The organism is Flagellimonas sp. L-11 (assembly GCF_056857735.1).
The window spans coordinates 1-16,268 of sequence record NZ_JBSXNR010000078.1 but is presented as its reverse complement, the minus strand read 5'-3'; the positions used below and the strand labels follow the sequence as shown (position 1 = coordinate 16,268).

Annotated in this window: 16 protein-coding genes; 9 read left to right on the top strand and 7 right to left on the bottom strand. The window is 42.0% G+C overall.

Features of this window, described 5'->3' with window-relative positions:
• The first annotated feature begins 7 nt into the window (after positions 1-7).
• Positions 8-646 (top strand): orotate phosphoribosyltransferase, encoded by a 639-nt coding sequence (pyrE, locus tag AC13CC_RS15785; protein WP_326278816.1) that lies wholly within the window; start codon positions 8-10, stop codon positions 644-646.
• Between the two features lie 9 nt (positions 647-655).
• The gene (locus AC13CC_RS15780; RefSeq protein WP_326278815.1) at positions 656-1,054 is read left to right on the top strand and encodes an SRPBCC family protein; all 399 of its coding nucleotides are present in this window, start codon (positions 656-658) and stop codon (positions 1,052-1,054) included.
• Here AC13CC_RS15780 and AC13CC_RS15775 read toward each other — a convergent pair.
• On the bottom strand, positions 1,048-1,704 hold the full coding sequence (locus AC13CC_RS15775) for a biotin--[acetyl-CoA-carboxylase] ligase (protein WP_482876292.1): 657 nt from the start codon (positions 1,702-1,704) through the stop codon (positions 1,048-1,050). The genes AC13CC_RS15780 and AC13CC_RS15775 overlap by 7 nt on opposite strands.
• A gap of 170 nt (positions 1,705-1,874) precedes the next feature.
• On the opposite strand from AC13CC_RS15775, the gene rsfS reads away from it, so the two are divergent.
• The 6 genes from rsfS to AC13CC_RS15745 all read left to right on the top strand — a co-directional run bounded on the left by rsfS (position 1,875) and on the right by AC13CC_RS15745 (position 6,607).
• Positions 1,875-2,252, top strand: coding sequence for a ribosome silencing factor (gene rsfS / locus AC13CC_RS15770; RefSeq protein ID WP_100817468.1), 378 nt, complete (start codon positions 1,875-1,877; stop codon positions 2,250-2,252).
• 6 nt (positions 2,253-2,258) lie between these two features.
• On the top strand, positions 2,259-4,211 hold the full coding sequence (gene ftsH / locus AC13CC_RS15765; protein WP_293168686.1) for an ATP-dependent zinc metalloprotease FtsH: 1,953 nt from the start codon (positions 2,259-2,261) through the stop codon (positions 4,209-4,211).
• 68 nt (positions 4,212-4,279) lie between these two features.
• A complete protein-coding gene (locus tag AC13CC_RS15760) occupies positions 4,280-4,888 on the top strand; it encodes an LUD domain-containing protein (protein ID WP_482876290.1) in 609 nt (202 codons plus the stop codon).
• Positions 4,889-4,892: 4 nt separating this feature from the next.
• Positions 4,893-5,696, top strand: a complete 804-nt coding sequence (locus tag AC13CC_RS15755) for a phosphatidate cytidylyltransferase (RefSeq protein ID WP_482876289.1) — start codon at positions 4,893-4,895, stop codon at positions 5,694-5,696.
• Positions 5,686-6,351: a phosphatidylserine decarboxylase family protein gene (locus tag AC13CC_RS15750; protein WP_293168691.1), complete on the top strand. Its 666-nt coding sequence runs from the start codon at positions 5,686-5,688 to the stop codon at positions 6,349-6,351. Before AC13CC_RS15755 ends, AC13CC_RS15750 begins: the two co-directional genes overlap by 11 nt.
• Positions 6,344-6,607 carry an acyl-CoA-binding protein gene (locus AC13CC_RS15745; protein ID WP_326278810.1) on the top strand — a complete coding sequence of 88 codons (264 nt, stop codon included), beginning with the start codon at positions 6,344-6,346 and terminating at the stop codon, positions 6,605-6,607. The genes AC13CC_RS15750 and AC13CC_RS15745 overlap by 8 nt, the downstream gene beginning before the upstream one ends.
• On the opposite strand, the gene AC13CC_RS15740 is transcribed toward AC13CC_RS15745, so the two are convergent.
• The 5 genes from AC13CC_RS15740 to AC13CC_RS15720 all read right to left on the bottom strand — a co-directional run bounded on the left by AC13CC_RS15740 (position 6,604) and on the right by AC13CC_RS15720 (position 14,107).
• Entirely contained in the window at positions 6,604-7,872 is a 1,269-nt protein-coding gene (locus tag AC13CC_RS15740) for a sterol desaturase family protein (protein WP_482876288.1), read from the bottom strand. The genes AC13CC_RS15745 and AC13CC_RS15740 overlap by 4 nt on opposite strands.
• A 52-nt stretch (positions 7,873-7,924) precedes the next feature.
• A complete protein-coding gene (locus AC13CC_RS15735; RefSeq protein ID WP_482876287.1) occupies positions 7,925-8,758 on the bottom strand; it encodes a sugar phosphate nucleotidyltransferase in 834 nt (277 codons plus the stop codon).
• 5 nt (positions 8,759-8,763) lie between these two features.
• Positions 8,764-9,816 carry a GHMP family kinase ATP-binding protein gene (locus tag AC13CC_RS15730; RefSeq protein WP_482876286.1) on the bottom strand — a complete coding sequence of 351 codons (1,053 nt, stop codon included), beginning with the start codon at positions 9,814-9,816 and terminating at the stop codon, positions 8,764-8,766.
• 13 nt (positions 9,817-9,829) lie between these two features.
• Positions 9,830-11,218, bottom strand: a complete 1,389-nt coding sequence (locus AC13CC_RS15725; protein WP_326278806.1) for a Gfo/Idh/MocA family protein — start codon at positions 11,216-11,218, stop codon at positions 9,830-9,832.
• A 264-nt stretch (positions 11,219-11,482) separates the two neighbouring features.
• Positions 11,483-14,107, bottom strand: a complete 2,625-nt coding sequence (locus AC13CC_RS15720) for a valine--tRNA ligase (protein WP_482876284.1) — start codon at positions 14,105-14,107, stop codon at positions 11,483-11,485.
• 198 nt (positions 14,108-14,305) lie between these two features.
• On the opposite strand from AC13CC_RS15720, the gene AC13CC_RS15715 reads away from it, so the two are divergent.
• Positions 14,306-14,692, top strand: coding sequence for a DUF1573 domain-containing protein (locus AC13CC_RS15715; RefSeq protein ID WP_428979740.1), 387 nt, complete (start codon positions 14,306-14,308; stop codon positions 14,690-14,692).
• A gap of 65 nt (positions 14,693-14,757) precedes the next feature.
• Here AC13CC_RS15715 and AC13CC_RS15710 read toward each other — a convergent pair whose 3' ends face one another.
• A complete protein-coding gene (locus AC13CC_RS15710) occupies positions 14,758-16,101 on the bottom strand; it encodes an aspartyl protease family protein (RefSeq protein ID WP_326278804.1) in 1,344 nt (447 codons plus the stop codon).
• Positions 16,102-16,268: the final 167 nt, after the last annotated feature.

The window sequence follows — 16,268 nt, the reverse complement described above, 5'->3', positions numbered from 1 at the left end:
TTGCGCAATGGTTTTAGATAAACAAATCGCAAAAAAAACAGCTGAGCTGTTATTACAAATTAATGCAATTAAGTTGGAACCTGAAAATCCTTTTACATGGGCTTCTGGTTGGAAATCGCCTATTTATTGCGATAATAGGATCATGCTCTCTTACCCCCAGGTGCGGAATTTTGTAAGGGAAGAAATAGCAAAACAGGTCGAGACCCTCTACGGCAAGCCCGATGTTATAGCCGGTGTGGCCACAGGAGCCATCGGGATCGGTATTTTGGTCGCAGAAGCTTTGGGACTTCCTTTTGTTTATGTAAGGCCAAAACCCAAAGAGCACGGTAGGCAAAATCAAATCGAAGGATATTTTGAACCCGGCCAAAGCGTTGTGGTCATCGAAGATTTGATCAGTACCGGAAACAGTAGCCTTAATGCCGTAAAGGCGCTCAAGGAACAAAAGGCGGATATTAAGGGAATGATCGCCATTTTCACCTACGGTTTCCCGGTATCCACTGAGAATTTTGAAAAAGAAGGCGTGGAACTCCATACCCTATCGGATTACGAAAACCTCATAGAGCAAGCCTCCGACACCAATTATATTCAAGAAACACAACTACAAACATTATTGGAGTGGAAATCCAATCCACAAGAATGGAAATAATATTTTACCATGCATATTGAAGCCTCAAAGAAGAAAGTAGCGAAAAGCGACAAAGAAGTATTTGAGTTCTTGACGGACATCAAAAACTTTGAAACGCTAATGCCCGACAATATTGACAAATTTGAAGTGTTGGACGAAAACACATTCAAATTCGCGTTAAAAGGCATGCCAGAGATCGTACTAAGGCTAAAGGAACAAAACCCGCACCACAAAGTTGTGCTGGGCGCGGCAAGCGACAAACTACCTTTTACATTAACTGCGGACATTGAGTCTTTAGGAGAAAATGAAAGCGAGGTGGCATTAAATTTTGAAGGAGAGTTCAATGCCATGATGGCCATGATGATCAAGGCGCCGATTACTAATTTTATGGGAACTTTATCCAATAATCTGGACAAAATAGGTCAGTAAAGCAGGCTTACCTCTTTCAAATCAAATTCTTTAAATACCCTATCCTCCAATTCGAGCACCAATTTGCCCGAAGGGGACACCCTGCGGATATACCCCGTAAACATTTCATTATCTACATTGGTAAAAGTTGATGGTTTATCTTTTTTGAAAAGTAATTTCTCGTAGGCTGGTAAAAGTTGATTGACCGTTTTTGTTTCTATCCCCTGAAGATAAGACCTGATACGTTGCAAAATTTTATGAAGCAGCTCATCTAGGTCAAAAGTTTGTCCCATTATTGATTTTAAAGATGATGCTTTCTCCAACCCCAAAAAATCCGTTTGGTTCACATTCAGGCCAATTCCGATAATGGAATGGGCTACCTTATCACCTTTTAGGACATTTTCGATTAAAATACCGCAGATTTTTATTGAACCTGACATAATGTCGTTGGGCCACTTTACTTTAACATTGGGTACAAAAAGTTCGTTCAGGGTATCGCAAACGGCCAAGGAAATTGCAATGTTCAAAACAAATTGGTGTTGTACATTAAACGCACAAAAATTTTTTAATACACTAAATGTGAGGTTTTTACCTCCATCAGATTGCCAAAAAGTTCCCATTTGCCCCCTTCCCTTAAGTTGCTTTTCCGCAACAACCACAGTGTAATCCATAGGATTTTCCGAACGTAACAAATCCTTTAAATATGAATTCGTTGAGTCCGTGGCATTAAGTTTGAGTATTTGAAATTGTTTTCCCAATGTGGTAAGCCTTTATGATTTGTTAAAAACTAGGGCTAAGAAAACAAAAAAAACATAACTTTGTAAAAAACTAAACTTTTTGAATGCAGAAAACGAAAGCTAGCGCAGATGAATTGATTGCCTTAATCCTAGAAGGAATAGAAGACGTTAAAGGAGTTGATATAAATCTACTGGACCTTAGGGAAATCGAAAATACAGTTTGCGACTACTTTATCATCTGTAACGGTACTTCCAACACACATGTAAACGCAATTGTTTCATCCATCCAAAAAAAGGTTAGCAAGGCCATACACGACAAGCCATGGCATGTTGAAGGCTCTGAAAACGCGGAATGGGTGCTAATGGACTATGTTAACGTTGTGGTACATGTATTTCAAAAACACATTAGGGAATTTTATGACATTGAGGGGCTTTGGGGAGATGCCAAGGTCACTATGGTGGAAAGCAGTTACAATTCTTAAGAAAAAATGGCAAAAGAAAACAACCCGAACAATAACACTCCGAAAAAACCACGTTTTAGCTCGTGGTGGATATATGGTGTGGTAATCGCCTTGATCATTGGCTTCCAATTTTTTGGTGGAAGCAGTTTATCAAGCACAGAAAAAACCACAACCTCCGAATTACAGGAATTTTTGCGCAATGGTGATATTTCCAAAATCGTCATCATTACAAATACACGTCAAGCCAAGGTATTCCTTACCGAGGAAGCACTTAACAAAGATGTACATAAAGGCGTGGCCGAAAAGCCCTTGTTCCCTTCAACAGGATTGGTACCCCAATATGTGTTGGATTATGGTGATCTGCAGATTTTCCAAAACGAAATCACGGAAATCAAAAAAGAGAACAATCTCGATACCATTGTTGAGTTTGATACGGAATCCAACGTAATTGGCGAAATATTCTTGACCCTGCTTCCATTTGCCCTTATTATCGGTATTTGGATCTACCTGATGCGCAGAATGTCTGGTGGTGCAGGTGGAGGCGCAGGCGGACAAATTTTCAACATTGGAAAATCCAAGGCCAAATTGTTCGATGAAAAAACAGACACCCGCACCTCTTTTAAAGATGTGGCAGGTCTCGAAGGAGCCAAAGAAGAAGTACAGGAAATTGTAGAATTCCTTAAAAATCCTGACAAATACACTTCATTAGGTGGTAAAATACCAAAGGGGGCCTTATTGGTAGGTCCACCCGGAACCGGTAAAACATTATTGGCAAAAGCCGTGGCAGGTGAAGCCAAAGTACCTTTCTTCTCGCTATCAGGTTCCGATTTTGTTGAAATGTTCGTAGGCGTTGGGGCATCAAGAGTGCGCGATTTGTTCAAACAAGCAAAGGACAAATCTCCAGCCATTATTTTTATTGATGAGATTGATGCCATTGGACGTGCAAGGGGAAAAAACAACTTTACAGGTTCCAACGATGAGCGCGAAAACACCCTAAACCAGTTATTGACCGAAATGGATGGTTTTGGCACCAACACCAACGTCATTGTGCTTGCCGCTACCAACCGTGCCGATGTACTGGATAAGGCATTGATGCGTGCAGGACGTTTTGACCGTCAAATTTATGTTGACCTGCCCGACCTGAACGAAAGAAAAGAAATTTTTGAAGTACACCTTCGCCCCATTAAGACCGCTGAAACCTTGGACTTGGACTTTTTGGCCAAACAAACCCCTGGTTTCTCCGGAGCCGATATTGCCAACGTTTGCAACGAAGCTGCCCTTATCGCAGCCCGTAAAGAGAAAAAAGCAGTGACCAAACAAGATTTCTTGGATGCCGTGGATAGAATTGTTGGAGGTCTGGAAAAGAAAAACAAAATCATCACACCTGAGGAAAAGAAAACCATTGCATACCACGAAGCCGGACACGCAACGGTAAGCTGGATGTTGGAACACGCTGCACCTTTGGTGAAAGTTACCATTGTTCCCCGCGGACAATCCTTGGGAGCTGCATGGTATTTACCCGAAGAACGTTTAATTGTACGTCCAGAGCAAATGTTGGACGAAATGTGCGCCACTATGGGTGGTAGGGCAGCGGAAAAGGTAATGTTCGATAAAATATCCACAGGTGCGTTGAGCGATTTGGAAAAAGTAACCAAACAAGCCCGCGCTATGGTCACTATTTATGGGCTAAATGATCAATTGGGGAATATTACCTATTATGACTCATCTGGACAGAACGAATATGGGTTTACCAAACCATATAGTGAGCAGACTGCTCAAAAAATTGATCAGGAAATTTCCAAAATGATTGAAGAGCAATATCAGAGAGCTATTAAATTGTTGGCAGACAACAAGGACAAGCTTACCGAACTTGCCGAAAGACTTTTGGACAAAGAAGTTATTTTTAAAGACGATCTGGAAAAAATATTTGGTAGGAGGCCTTTTGAAAAAGAGGAAGAAAAACTTGAACCTGCAGAATAAACCGTTGATATATAAAGTTTAATCAAAAGAATTATATTGATTCAGTAGCAAAGAACACAATGCCATAAATGGGAGTTTTTAAAAAACTTTTCGGAGGAGGAAAAAAGGTTTCCAAGGAAACTGCGGAAACCCGTGGCGACCACATGCCCGATTTAAAAATTCCCGTAGATGAGAAATTTACCATCTACTTTAAAAAAAATGGCGGAAAGTTTATTTACTGTGAAGACTTTGCCGAAATATCCGAAGCTCTCAAAAACATTGTTTCCGAGAACGATTGGCAAAACCATCTTTTCTATTCCATGGATCCAAGATTGGAAACCCGTTTTGCTTCAGAAAATATAGATTTCACAGACAACCGCAACAAAAGTGAGATTTTCTTCACCACCTGTGAACACCTTGTTGCCCACAATGGTTCCATTTTGGTATGCTCCAATCAAATCAAGGAAAAAAAATTAAATGAACTCCCTTCCAATTTGGTGGTGTTCGCCACTACCAGTCAATTGGTGGATTCCATAAGCGAAGCTCTCAAAATAATTAAAGAACGTTATCAAAATAATATTCCCAATAACATTACCACATTAAAGCATTTTCAAGCTACCGAGGAAAACAAAGATGACTTCCTTTCCTACGGAAGTGCCTCAAAAAATGTATATCTTTTACTCCTGGAAGATTTATAAATACATGAAAGAAATTTTAAGACGCTCCATAACAGGGGTGATTTATGTGGTACTTCTGCTAGGCGCGGTATTTTTAAGTTCGGACGCTTTCGACTTTCTTTTTATGGCATTTGGATTGGCCTGCCTTTATGAATACAAGCGTATAGTCCGCCTTAAGGGATATTATATGTTTGCAGCCTATTTGGCACTTTGGTGGGTTTTCATCTACCTGACCAACGATAGCACAGCAGTAAACTTGTTGATGCTTTGCACCATAACAGTGGACCTAGCACTGTTAATGTTCCTGTTTTCGAAAAAACCGAAAAAATTCAATAACCTTCAAAAATTCATCATCGGCCTTTTTTACATTGGTGGCGGATGTATTTTTTTGACCATGATACCGTATAAACATGATGAGTTTGCCCAATTTTTGATCATGGGCATCTTTATTTTAATATGGGTAAACGACACATTTGCCTATTTGGTCGGAAGAACTTTGGGCCGTTCAAAATTATTTCCTGCAGTTTCACCCAAAAAAACTATTGAAGGTTCTGTAGGAGGTCTTATTTTTGCACTGGTGGCCGCTTACTTTTTATCCTGGTACGAAACAAGGCTTTCTGTAACAGAGTGGATGGCAATGGCCTGTTTAATAGTGGTCGCAGGGAGTTTGGGCGATTTATTGGAGTCAAAATTCAAGCGAATGGCCGGGGTAAAGGATAGCGGAGCTATTTTACCCGGGCATGGCGGAATTTGGGACCGACTGGATAGCTTGGTGTTCGCTGCGCCTTTTGCTTATTTCATTTTAACTATATTCTCCTATGTTTCATAAAGAGGGGCAAAAAATTATTATCGCCACTTTTTTTCTAGTGGTAGCTGCCGTATTGGTCGCACAGTATTATATCGATGTGGAATGGATTCGTTTTGCCGTTCAAATAGCCGCATTGTTTTTTTTGATTGCAATTCTGCAGTTTTTTAGAAACCCAAAGAGACTGGTCACGCCCAATTTTGATGAAATTCTGGCCCCCGTTGATGGTAAGGTCGTTGTTATCGAAGAAGTTGATGAGCCCGAATACTTTAAAGAAAAAAGAAAACAGGTATCCATATTTATGTCGCCCACCAATGTACATGTAACCCGATACCCCGCCAGTGGCACGGTAACCTATTCCAAATACCATCCTGGAAAATATTTAGTGGCCTGGCACCCAAAGTCCAGTACCGAAAACGAACGCACCACCATAATACTGCACACCCCTAAATTTGGTGAAATAGGGTACAGGCAGATTGCCGGTGCCATGGCCCGTAGAATTGTAAACTATGCCGAAGAAGGCGAACAAGTAACACAAGGCGATGATGCCGGCTTTATCAAATTTGGCTCCCGTGTAGACCTCTTATTGCCGCTTGATTGTGACATTACCGTTAAATTGAACCAAAAAGTAGTTGGGGCGCGCACCTGTATTGCCTCTATAAGACCGTTGGATGATTAACGAAGACCTACACAAAAGATTTAACGATGCCGTTGACTTTGTCAACGGCTACACCGACCCGTTGCCCGCGGATCTTCTGCTAAAACTCTATGCCTATTTCAAGATAGCAAACAAAAACTTTGACAATCCTGGCAGTAGAACACCATTGATCAACGCTTTTAAGGCAAACGCATTGTTCCAAGCCAAAAGAATTAGTGAGGAAGAGGCCATGGAGAAATATGTGGAATTGGTGGAGAAAGAGCTAAAAACACTCTAAGAAGCCAAATCCGTAGCAATAAACGACTTCTCAAAGTAGGTAAAGTAAATACCTCCAAAAATGGTGATCAAAAAATAAAAAGCTACAAGATAACTTCCCATGGAAAAGTACGCATTGATTCCGAACCAGTCCTCAGTAAAATAAATCAACACCAATCCCCCTACCCCTCTGATCACTTCAATCCAAACGGCATAATTTTTACCGTCCATTAAGGTGGTGTAGCCATAAATACCCACAAAAATAAAAGCACCGAACAACAAGAGACCATCAAAACCAATATCCGAATAGTTGTAGAACATAAAAAGCATTAAAATAGTGGTAATGGCCAGTTGAAAAAGAGAATAACCTTTAAGGGAAGAGGACGCTTGGGGTTTATACTTCCTAAAATTATATACATTCTCAATGATGGCGACAGGGTATTTCTCTTTTACATCCTGTGGACGCCAACCCGTTGGCATAAACCAAATGCGCAATTTGTCCCAATAGCTTTTTGTGCGCCATGCATCCTGCATCAACCTCCATACATGCTGAAAGTTGATAATAATGGGATTCCAAGTGTTTGCCGGTTTCAATACCCCGTATTGTGGGGGCACTTCATCCAATTCCTCTTGAAACGTTCCAAAAATTCTGTCCCAAACACAAAAAATCTGTCCGAGGTTTTTATCAATATACTCTTTATTGATGGCATGGTGCACCCGATGTTGTGAGGGAGTAACGATTACATATTCCAAAAAACCCAACTTCCCAATATACTGAGTGTGGTACCAAAATTGGGCAAAAAGATGGATGGGAGCCAAAATGGCAATCACTTGGTCCGGAACACCCAAGAGGGCTGCAGGAATCAATAAAAGTGCATAATAGCCCAACAAATTGGAAATAGGTTGACGAAGCGCACAGGCCAAATTAAACTCCTCACTGCTATGATGAATTACATGCTGGTTCCAAAAAAAGTTAATGTGATGGCTCAACCTATGATTCCAATAGCCTGCAAAATCCAACGCAATAAAAGCCACCACCCAAACCAACCAGGTCGCTTTGATTTCCACCAAAGCCAAATGTTCCAATAAAAAGGGATAACTCACCAGAATGATTACAAGCCCCAAAGAATCTTTAACCACATTGGTCAAACCCGAGCTAAGGCTGCTCACGGTATCCATTAGATTATGTTTCTGGTCCTTTACAAATCGACCATAAAGTATTTCAATAAGCACCAGGCCTATAAAAAACGGTGTGGCATATAACAATGCCATTGCATACGATTCCATTTCCAAAAATTAAACTTTGCTCGATGCAAGAATGGGATTATATGCCTTTAAGTTACTCTAAATTTTTAAATAATTGAATATCGTTGGCATCCGTTAAATCTGGAATGTGTTCGGAGCGTGGTATACAAAATACGCTCTGCGGTTCTTCACTTACCAAAACGGCCACCGCTTTGGGCAATTCCTTTTCATCCCGAACAGGATCAATGGGACATTTTTTTAAATAGGGATATATTTCCGCTCCAGAAAAACTAAAAATGTTCATGCTTACCCGAAGTTCGCCTGAAGCATCTTTATATTTGGGTACATCCGCTATATTTGGTTTCTCGATGATTTCCTTCAAAAATCCATCAGAAGAAATGTCCATTACGGCAAATTTGGCAATACGCTCTTCGGTATAATCAAAACCCGAGCTGCCGTAACTGATCAAGGCGTGCGGTGCTGTCCGCTCCACCCTCAAATTCATCAAAGCGCCAACAGAATAAAGATTATCCCCATTGCAAACGGTGAAGGTGGTCTGTTTCAACTCTGGGTATTGATCTAAACATTGCTGGAGCGCATCTGCGGTTCCCAAAGGTTTTTTTCTTCCCTCGGGCACGCTTTGGACTGCCAAAAAAACTTCCAACCCTGCAGGAAGATCCTTATTATCAATCAAACTTTGAAATGCTTGGTTTCCGGGACTAGTGATCAAATACAGTTTGGCGTATCCTGCCTCCACGGCATTCTGTACCAAGTAATACAAGAAGGGCCTGCCATTTTTCCCTACGGGAATCAAACTTTTATGGGGGATTTTGTCCATGACCCCTTTTTGATCCTCCTTATTTTTTAAACTCCGCTTCATTCGGGAAGACGCCCCTCCCACCATAATGATCAAACTCGTATTCTCCATTGTAATCAACTTGTTAGTTCTACAGCATACACCGCTTTGGCACCTTTGTCCAAAAACGCCTGTTTTACCTGTTCCTCGACAGCATCAGTTACCATGGCCGCCATACATCCTCCACCTCCAGAACCGATTATTTTTGTTCCCAGTGCCCCTGCATCACGAGCAGCATCCATCATCTCAATCATTTCCGATGGTGTATTCTTGATTTGATTTTGAAGAATGGTTTGGTGCCGGTTCATTAAATCTCCCAAAGTTTGTGGATTGGGAGCAGCTTTCAAAAGCTCTTCCTTTGCTTGTAATGTGATGTGATAGTTGTATATGGTAGAGTACCAATACCCCTGAAGCTCCTCTGGCACCAAGTCGATGTATTTTTCATAATCACCCAAACATGATTCTTCCAAAACAAATTCAGGATGTACCTTTTTAACGGCGCCCACCGCATTTTGTGCGTACACCCGTGCATTTTTGAGCACTTCCAGGGTCTTTTTGGGCACGCCCGATTCAGCAACCAACAGTTTGCCCAAATCAGCATTCAAACGTGTGCTTTCCCCACTTTGGGTGTCGATATAAATAAGTCCTTTTTGAGCGATGGTGTACTGATCCATTAAACCTCCGGGTTGGTCAAAGAACAGCACTTCGGCCTCATACGCCCATCTTCCTATTTGATAATCGCTGATTTCTTCCGATTTTCCCTGTGTTGCCACCAAAAAACGAATCCAGGCCACTACCAAGGCCGAAGAACTGGAAAGCCCTGCATTCACGGGAATGTTTCCTGAAATTTCGATGTCGTAACCTTGGTCAAGTTGGAAACCTTGCTCTTTTAAAATTGCCATTACCGACCTGAAGTAATCATCGGCTTGCACTTGTTTCAAATCATCATCCAAAGAAATGGACAATTCGTCCTTTAAATCCAACAGCTTCAAAAGGTATTTTCTATCAGAATTCGGAATCGCCTTTAAATTGATGAAGCGGTCAATGGTTCCTGCAATTACGGGCAATCCCAAATAATCTTGATGGTCCCCGTAAAAACAGATTCGGGCCGGGACTTTTATTTCGATCATTAATCTTTACTGCTTAACTTATTATTTCCAGTGGTGCTGTTTCTTTCCAATTGCCCCTTGTAAAGTCTGGAAAAGGCTGTGGTGCACCACCACTTGCTACGGAGCGTTCACTTAATGGCGCAACTGCGCTCCACAAACATCCTTCGTATACATTTTGGTCCAACGGAAGTCCTTTTTGCAGGCATTCCACGATTCGATACACCATAATACCATCCATCCCTCCATGCCCACTGCCCTTGGCAGCTTCGTTTAATCGTTTGTAGAGCGGATGGTCATATTTTTCATATATTTTTTCGAGTTGTTCCCCTTGAACCCAAGAATGGTGGTCTTCCGTGAGTCCTTCCACTCCGCCTTCAATAGCCACCCGGGTCGGAAATCCTGCCAACGCACCTTTGGTTCCCTGCACCAAATTTAATCGGGAATAGGGTCTTGGGCTGGTTTCGTCCCACTGTACCATGATGGTTTTACCCATGGCTGTTTTAATGATGGAAGTGTTCAAATCCCCTCCTTTAAAATCGAGTTGGTTCCATTTATGATTGGCTGGATAATTTTTTTCTGCATACAGCTCGCGTCCTCTTGCGGGTGTAGAGAAAGATACCAAACTGCCAAAGGTATCTTCTTGTCTCGCCAAGCTCATATATTGGGCAACAGGGCCCAAACCGTGGGTCGGGTACAAGTTTCCGTTCCGTTTGGCATAGTGGGGCGTCCTCCAAGAACCCGTGCCCCGTTCCTGCTCTTCCATTTGCCAGCGTAGTTCGTGAATGTAAGCTGCTTCGCCGTGCAAAATTTCACCGACCAATCCTTGCCTGCACATATTGAGGAACATCAGTTCATCACGGCTGTAATTAACGTTTTCAAGCATCATGCAATGTTTTTGGGTGCGCTCGCTGGCATCCACAATATCCCACATGTCTTCGATGGTGGTAGCGATTGGCACCTCAACAAAGGCGTGTGCCCCGTTTTCCATGGCCCCAATGGCCATAGGTGCGTGATTTACCCAGTTCGTGGCAATAAACACCACATCGGGCTTTACCTCTTTGAGCATGGTACGCCACTTATCCTCATCGCCCCAGTATTGGGCAATATTTGTATGTCGGTCTGGTCCGCTGGCCTCTTTTACCCATTGGGTCTTTTCTTTTACCAAATCCTGGTATAAATCACAGATGGCGACGACTTCAGTTCCTTCCAAAGCAGCAAAAAACTTGGCATGGGTTCCTCCTCTGGCTCCTACCCCTATAAATGCAGCACGCACCTTTTCTAGTTTAGGTGCGGCAAATCCACCCATATACGTTGATGAAAGCGGTCTTTCTGAATTGGCTTTTAAATACGTTGGAGCTATAGAGATTGCTGCCGCAGTCAATGAGGTTTTTTGGATAAAACTTCTTCTATTGAGGTTTTTCATTGGTAATTGTATTGTTGGTTCTAATATTTTCCAAAGTATGAAAAATAATGATAAAAGAGGGGCTCTAGAAGCTTGTTATCTGTCAGTTCGAGTGCCCAACTGCCGGACGGGCAGGTAGTCGACAACCAAAAGTAAGTTGATAATCAACGGGTTTCAACTTTAGTTTATCCTGAGCGTAGCCGAAGGCCTCAACCTGACAAATTTAAACTTTTGTTGCTTTTTATATACCCTCTTTTCAAAATCATTCCTATTTATAACCAAAGGTCATTTTAAACTGGCCAAACTCTTTTCCAAGGTTTCAATCTTGGCCTCGGCATCGGCTGCTTTTTTGCGTTCCATGGCCACCACCTTTTCAGGGGCATTGTTCACAAAACGCTCATTGCTCAACTTCTTTTCCACAGATTTTAAAAATCCTTTGGTGTAATTCAGCTCTTCGGTGATCTTGGCAATTTCGGCATCCACATCGATGGTTCCGCTGATTGGAATAAAATATTCGTTGCTCTTTACCCTAAAGGTCAAAGCACCCTCCAAACCAGTATCCACTGCCTCCATTTTTGACAGATTTCCTAGTTTTAGAATGATGGCGTCCATTTGATCGCCTACTTTCTCATCATTAAACATAAAGAGCTCCAAAGCATCCTTTTGAGGAATATTTTTCTCTTTTCTGATGGTCCGTATCCCAGAAATTACCTCGGAAGCAAATTCAAACTCGGCAATTAGGGCTGAATTCACTCCTTTAGCTTTTGGCCATTGCGTTACAATTAACGCATCTTCGGGGGTACGCTCGGCGATATGTTGCCAAACTTCTTCCGTTAAGAAAGGCATAAATGGGTGCAACAATTTTAAGTTTTCTTCGAAAAGACGAAGCACTTCGTTGTAGGTTGCTTTATCGATCGGTTTTTGATACTCTGGCTTTACAATTTCCAGCAACCAAGAGCAGAAATCGTCCCACACTAATTTATAGGTAGCCATCAAGGCGTCGGAAATACGGTACTTGGAGAAATGGTCTTCAATTTCCATCAGGGTCTGATTGAACTTTGCCTTGTACCATTCAATTCCCTTTTGTGCAGCTTCGGGCTGTGGAATATCCGCCACTTCCCAACCTTTTACCAATCGGAAAGCGTTCCAAATTTTATTGGCAAAGTTGGCTCCTTGCTGGCAAAGTGCCTCATCAAACAACAAATCGTTACCGGCAGCCGAACTCAATAAAAGTCCAACACGAACACCATCGGCACCAAAATCGGATATCAATTGCAGGGCATCGGGTGAATTGCCCAATGATTTGGACATTTTTCTGCGTTGCTTGTCACGGACCAATCCGGTCAGGTATACATTTTCAAAAGGCCGTTTTCCTCGGTATTCGTATCCGGCCATGATCATACGGGCTACCCAGAAGAACAAAATATCGGGTCCCGTAACCAAGTCACTAGTTGGATAATAATAATTCACCTCTTCATTGTCCGGCTCCAAAATGCCACCGAAAACACTTATGGGCCACAACCACGATGAGAACCAGGTATCCAAAACATCGGGATCTTGGCGTAAGTCGGACATTTTAATCTTTGGATTCTTGGTTTTTGCCAATTCCAATGCTTCGCCCGGAGTTTCGGCCACCACGAAATCCTCCTTGCCATCCCCATAATAATAAGCGGGAATTTGCTGTCCCCACCACAATTGACGGGATATGTTCCAATCGCGTATGTTTTCCATCCAGTGGCGGTAGGTATTCTCAAATTTGGATGGGTACAATTTTACATCTTTGGTTTCCAAAACGCCTTCGATGGCAGGTTTGGCCATGTTTTCCATTTTTAGGAACCATTGATCCGAAAGTCGTGGCTCGATTACGGCCTTAGTCCTTTCAGATGTACCCACTTTGTTGGTGTGCTGCTCAGTCTTTACCAGATATCCCTTTTCATCCAGTTCTTTGACGATTTCTTTACGCACCACAAAACGGTCTTTCCCTTCGTAATGAAGTCCAAATGAGTTCAGGGTTGCGTCCTCATTAAAGATATCAACTACGTCTAGATTGTACTTATCTCCCAGATTTTTATCGTTCTCGTCGTGTGCAGGGGTTACTTTTAAGCAACCTGTACCAAATTCAACGTCCACATATTCGTCTTCAATGATAGGAATTACCCTATCACAAATAGGAACAATGGCCTTTTTACCTTTAAGATGACGGTATCTGTCATCGTTTGGATTGATACAAATAGCGGTATCGCCCAAAATAGTCTCTGGACGGGTGGTGGCAATGGTCACTTTTTCATCGGATCCCTCTATGGCGTAAGATAAATAATATAGACTGCCTTGCCTTTCTTCATAAATCACCTCTTCGTCGGAAAGTGTAGTCTTGGCCTCTGGATCCCAATTCACCATTCGATACCCTCTGTAAATCAGCCCTTTGTTATATAAATCAACAAAAACTTTGATCACTGAGGCGGACATATCGTCATCCATAGTAAATTTGGTGCGGTCCCAATCACAGGAGCAGCCCAGCTTTTTCAATTGTTGGAGAATCACACCTCCATATTCGTTGGTCCAATCCCAAGCATGCTTTAAAAACTCATCGCGGGACAATTTTGATTTGTCGATGCCATCGGCTTTGAGCTTGGCGACCACTTTGGCCTCGGTGGCGATAGAGGCATGGTCCATTCCCGGCACCCAACAGGCATTTTTCCCCAAGAGTCTGGCTCTTCGGATAAGAACATCTTGTATGGTATTGTTGAGCATGTGCCCCATGTGAAGCACACCAGTAACGTTTGGTGGCGGAATTACTATGGTATACGGCTCCCTTTCATCCGGTTTGGAGCTGAAATATTTATGCTCGGACCAGTAGGCATACCAGTGCTCTTCAACCCTTTTTGGGTCATATTTTGATGGAATCTCCATTTTTCGGTACAGTTTTTGTTAAATTGGACTGAGATTGGATTTTTGAAGGGAAAGCTAAATGTTAATTTTTACGCTATTCTTCGGGTGAGAGCCAATCCAGAAATACGAAACAAAAATAAGTAACGTTATTCTATAACAAAAGAATTTTGGATGCAGGTATCAAAACATCTACATTTGAAGTTCACCCAAAAACCAAAAATGATGAAAAAAACTGTACTCATGCTGTTTGTAGGGCTTTTATCCTTAGGGGTTTACGCTCAGGAGACTGCTAAAATCGAATTTAAAAGCGAGACCATTGATTACGGAGAAATCGAGAGAGGTAGCGATGGTGTTCGTGTTTTTGAATTTACCAACACTGGTGATGCCCCCTTGGTAATCAGCAACGTTAGGTCTAGCTGCGGATGTACTATCCCTAAAAAGCCAGAAGAGCCTATTATGCCTGGAAAAACTGGTAAAATAGAAGTGAAATATGACACCAACAGAATTGGCCCCATTAGAAAGGCCATTACCGTGACCTCCAATGCGGATACGCCCACAAAAGTTTTGAAAATTAAGGGTACCGTCAAAAATCCAGGAGCGAAATAAGGAAAAGGAAAAATATATTTTAAAAGCCCCAAAACCAATTGGTTTTGGGGCTTTTTGTTTCTTAATTAGTCGTCGTCAAACATTTTTTTAAGGACAAAGGTGAACAGCAAATCCCTGTTGTACCGTTCGATCAATACTTTTATCCGCTTCCCTTCTCTTTCGTTGATCATTTTAAGGATTTCCTGAAGCTTGTACTTATGGACTCTTTTTCCGTTTACCGCTAAAATCACGTCACCCTCACGTAATCCTGCCTCCGCAGCGGGGCTTCCCGAACGAATACCGGATACAACAATTTCGGGAACAAGACTTAAACGGGTCTTATTTTCCAATAAAATTTGGACATTCCCAAAAGTATCCGCATCATCCTCTTTCACAATTCCATTGACATCGGCAATACTTTCTGCGATATAACGCAAACCGTTGTGCTGCAAGTCTATTCCTGCTAAATTATATTGGAAGGGGTCTTTGAAGTTTCCATTTTTCCTTAAAGTAACCAGCCCTCGGGCATAATCGAAAACGATATTGAAACGCTTGAGGACTTCACCCCCCAAACTGCCATTACGATCACCCATGCCTTCCAACCCCTGAAAAGATTCAAGGTAAGGAAATGCTACTTTGGCTTCTTCAAGTTCAAAATCGCCTATCCGAACCCCATTGACCTTACTTCGCTTTCCGAAAATATCACCGCTCAGTCCTCTTCCGAGGTGGTCTTCGTAGTTCTTTTCCGGAATCTCCAGCCCTTTTTCGGGTGCCGGAAACAGCCACAAGGCATCACTACTACCGGTATCCACCAGCAATTTAACCTGTACATTTGCAGTATCCTTCATTAGCACCGTGCCTTCCACATAGGCCTTTCTTTTCTCTACGGTAAGCGGTAGGGTCTGTGTTTTTCTTTTATCCTTATATTGGTACAATTCTGGATTGTGCAATTTTATCTTTTTGGAATTATATTTTACTTCAACAATAAAGTCCCTGAATAGATCGTACCCCATAATTCCGTGCACGGGAATACCAAGGGTGGTAGAAAAATTGATTCCCCTGTCCAGAACCACATAAAGGTCTTGGGAGTAATTTCTAGCCTCACCAAGTTTAAAAGCATTGTTTTTGGAACTTAGGGCCTTCATCGGTTTTCCTCCGCCAAGACCACGAATGGTGACTTCGGAAACATTATTTATCGGTATGGAATCTGACTCGGAAAGATTAAAAAGTATGGGCTTACTTACCCCAGAATCCAAAATAAAGGTGAGCTCTGTACCGTTTACCTCTACTGGAATTATAATAAGGTTGTTGATGAGCTCAAACTTTATCTTTTGAGACTTTTCACCTTCGGGCAATCGATATCCTTGCGCCCAAATAAAGAAGGGCACAAATAAAAGAAGTGTAAAAAAGATGATGTTCTTCCTCAACATGCTTAATTTCAACTAGTCATACTTATTAAAGGCTCTAGTTTAAAATAGCTATTATTTGTATCTTGTACAGTATGGAACTATCAGAACTTAAGAAAGAGATCATGTCGCTGCCCTTGGAGCAGCGGGAACTATTGATCAAAGAGTTGTCGATGAGCGGTGACGTGCCC

Bases quoted from the DNA above. Each gene is read 5' to 3' on its own strand.
- pyrE (WP_326278816.1), top strand. From the start codon at position 8: ATGGTTTTAGATAAACAAATCGCAAAAAAAACAGCTGAGCTGTTATTA.
- AC13CC_RS15780 (WP_326278815.1), top strand. From the start codon at position 656: ATGCATATTGAAGCCTCAAAGAAGAAAGTAGCGAAAAGCGACAAAGAA.
- AC13CC_RS15775 (WP_482876292.1), bottom strand. From the start codon at position 1,704: ATGGATTACACTGTGGTTGTTGCGGAAAAGCAACTTAAGGGAAGGGGG.
- rsfS (WP_100817468.1), top strand. From the start codon at position 1,875: ATGCAGAAAACGAAAGCTAGCGCAGATGAATTGATTGCCTTAATCCTA.
- ftsH (WP_293168686.1), top strand. From the start codon at position 2,259: ATGGCAAAAGAAAACAACCCGAACAATAACACTCCGAAAAAACCACGT.
- AC13CC_RS15760 (WP_482876290.1), top strand. From the start codon at position 4,280: ATGGGAGTTTTTAAAAAACTTTTCGGAGGAGGAAAAAAGGTTTCCAAG.
- AC13CC_RS15755 (WP_482876289.1), top strand. From the start codon at position 4,893: ATGAAAGAAATTTTAAGACGCTCCATAACAGGGGTGATTTATGTGGTA.
- AC13CC_RS15750 (WP_293168691.1), top strand. From the start codon at position 5,686: ATGTTTCATAAAGAGGGGCAAAAAATTATTATCGCCACTTTTTTTCTA.
- AC13CC_RS15745 (WP_326278810.1), top strand. From the start codon at position 6,344: ATGATTAACGAAGACCTACACAAAAGATTTAACGATGCCGTTGACTTT.
- AC13CC_RS15740 (WP_482876288.1), bottom strand. From the start codon at position 7,872: ATGGAATCGTATGCAATGGCATTGTTATATGCCACACCGTTTTTTATA.
- AC13CC_RS15735 (WP_482876287.1), bottom strand. From the start codon at position 8,758: ATGGAGAATACGAGTTTGATCATTATGGTGGGAGGGGCGTCTTCCCGA.
- AC13CC_RS15730 (WP_482876286.1), bottom strand. From the start codon at position 9,816: ATGATCGAAATAAAAGTCCCGGCCCGAATCTGTTTTTACGGGGACCAT.
- AC13CC_RS15725 (WP_326278806.1), bottom strand. From the start codon at position 11,218: ATGAAAAACCTCAATAGAAGAAGTTTTATCCAAAAAACCTCATTGACT.
- AC13CC_RS15720 (WP_482876284.1), bottom strand. From the start codon at position 14,107: ATGGAGATTCCATCAAAATATGACCCAAAAAGGGTTGAAGAGCACTGG.
- AC13CC_RS15715 (WP_428979740.1), top strand. From the start codon at position 14,306: ATGATGAAAAAAACTGTACTCATGCTGTTTGTAGGGCTTTTATCCTTA.
- AC13CC_RS15710 (WP_326278804.1), bottom strand. From the start codon at position 16,101: ATGTTGAGGAAGAACATCATCTTTTTTACACTTCTTTTATTTGTGCCC.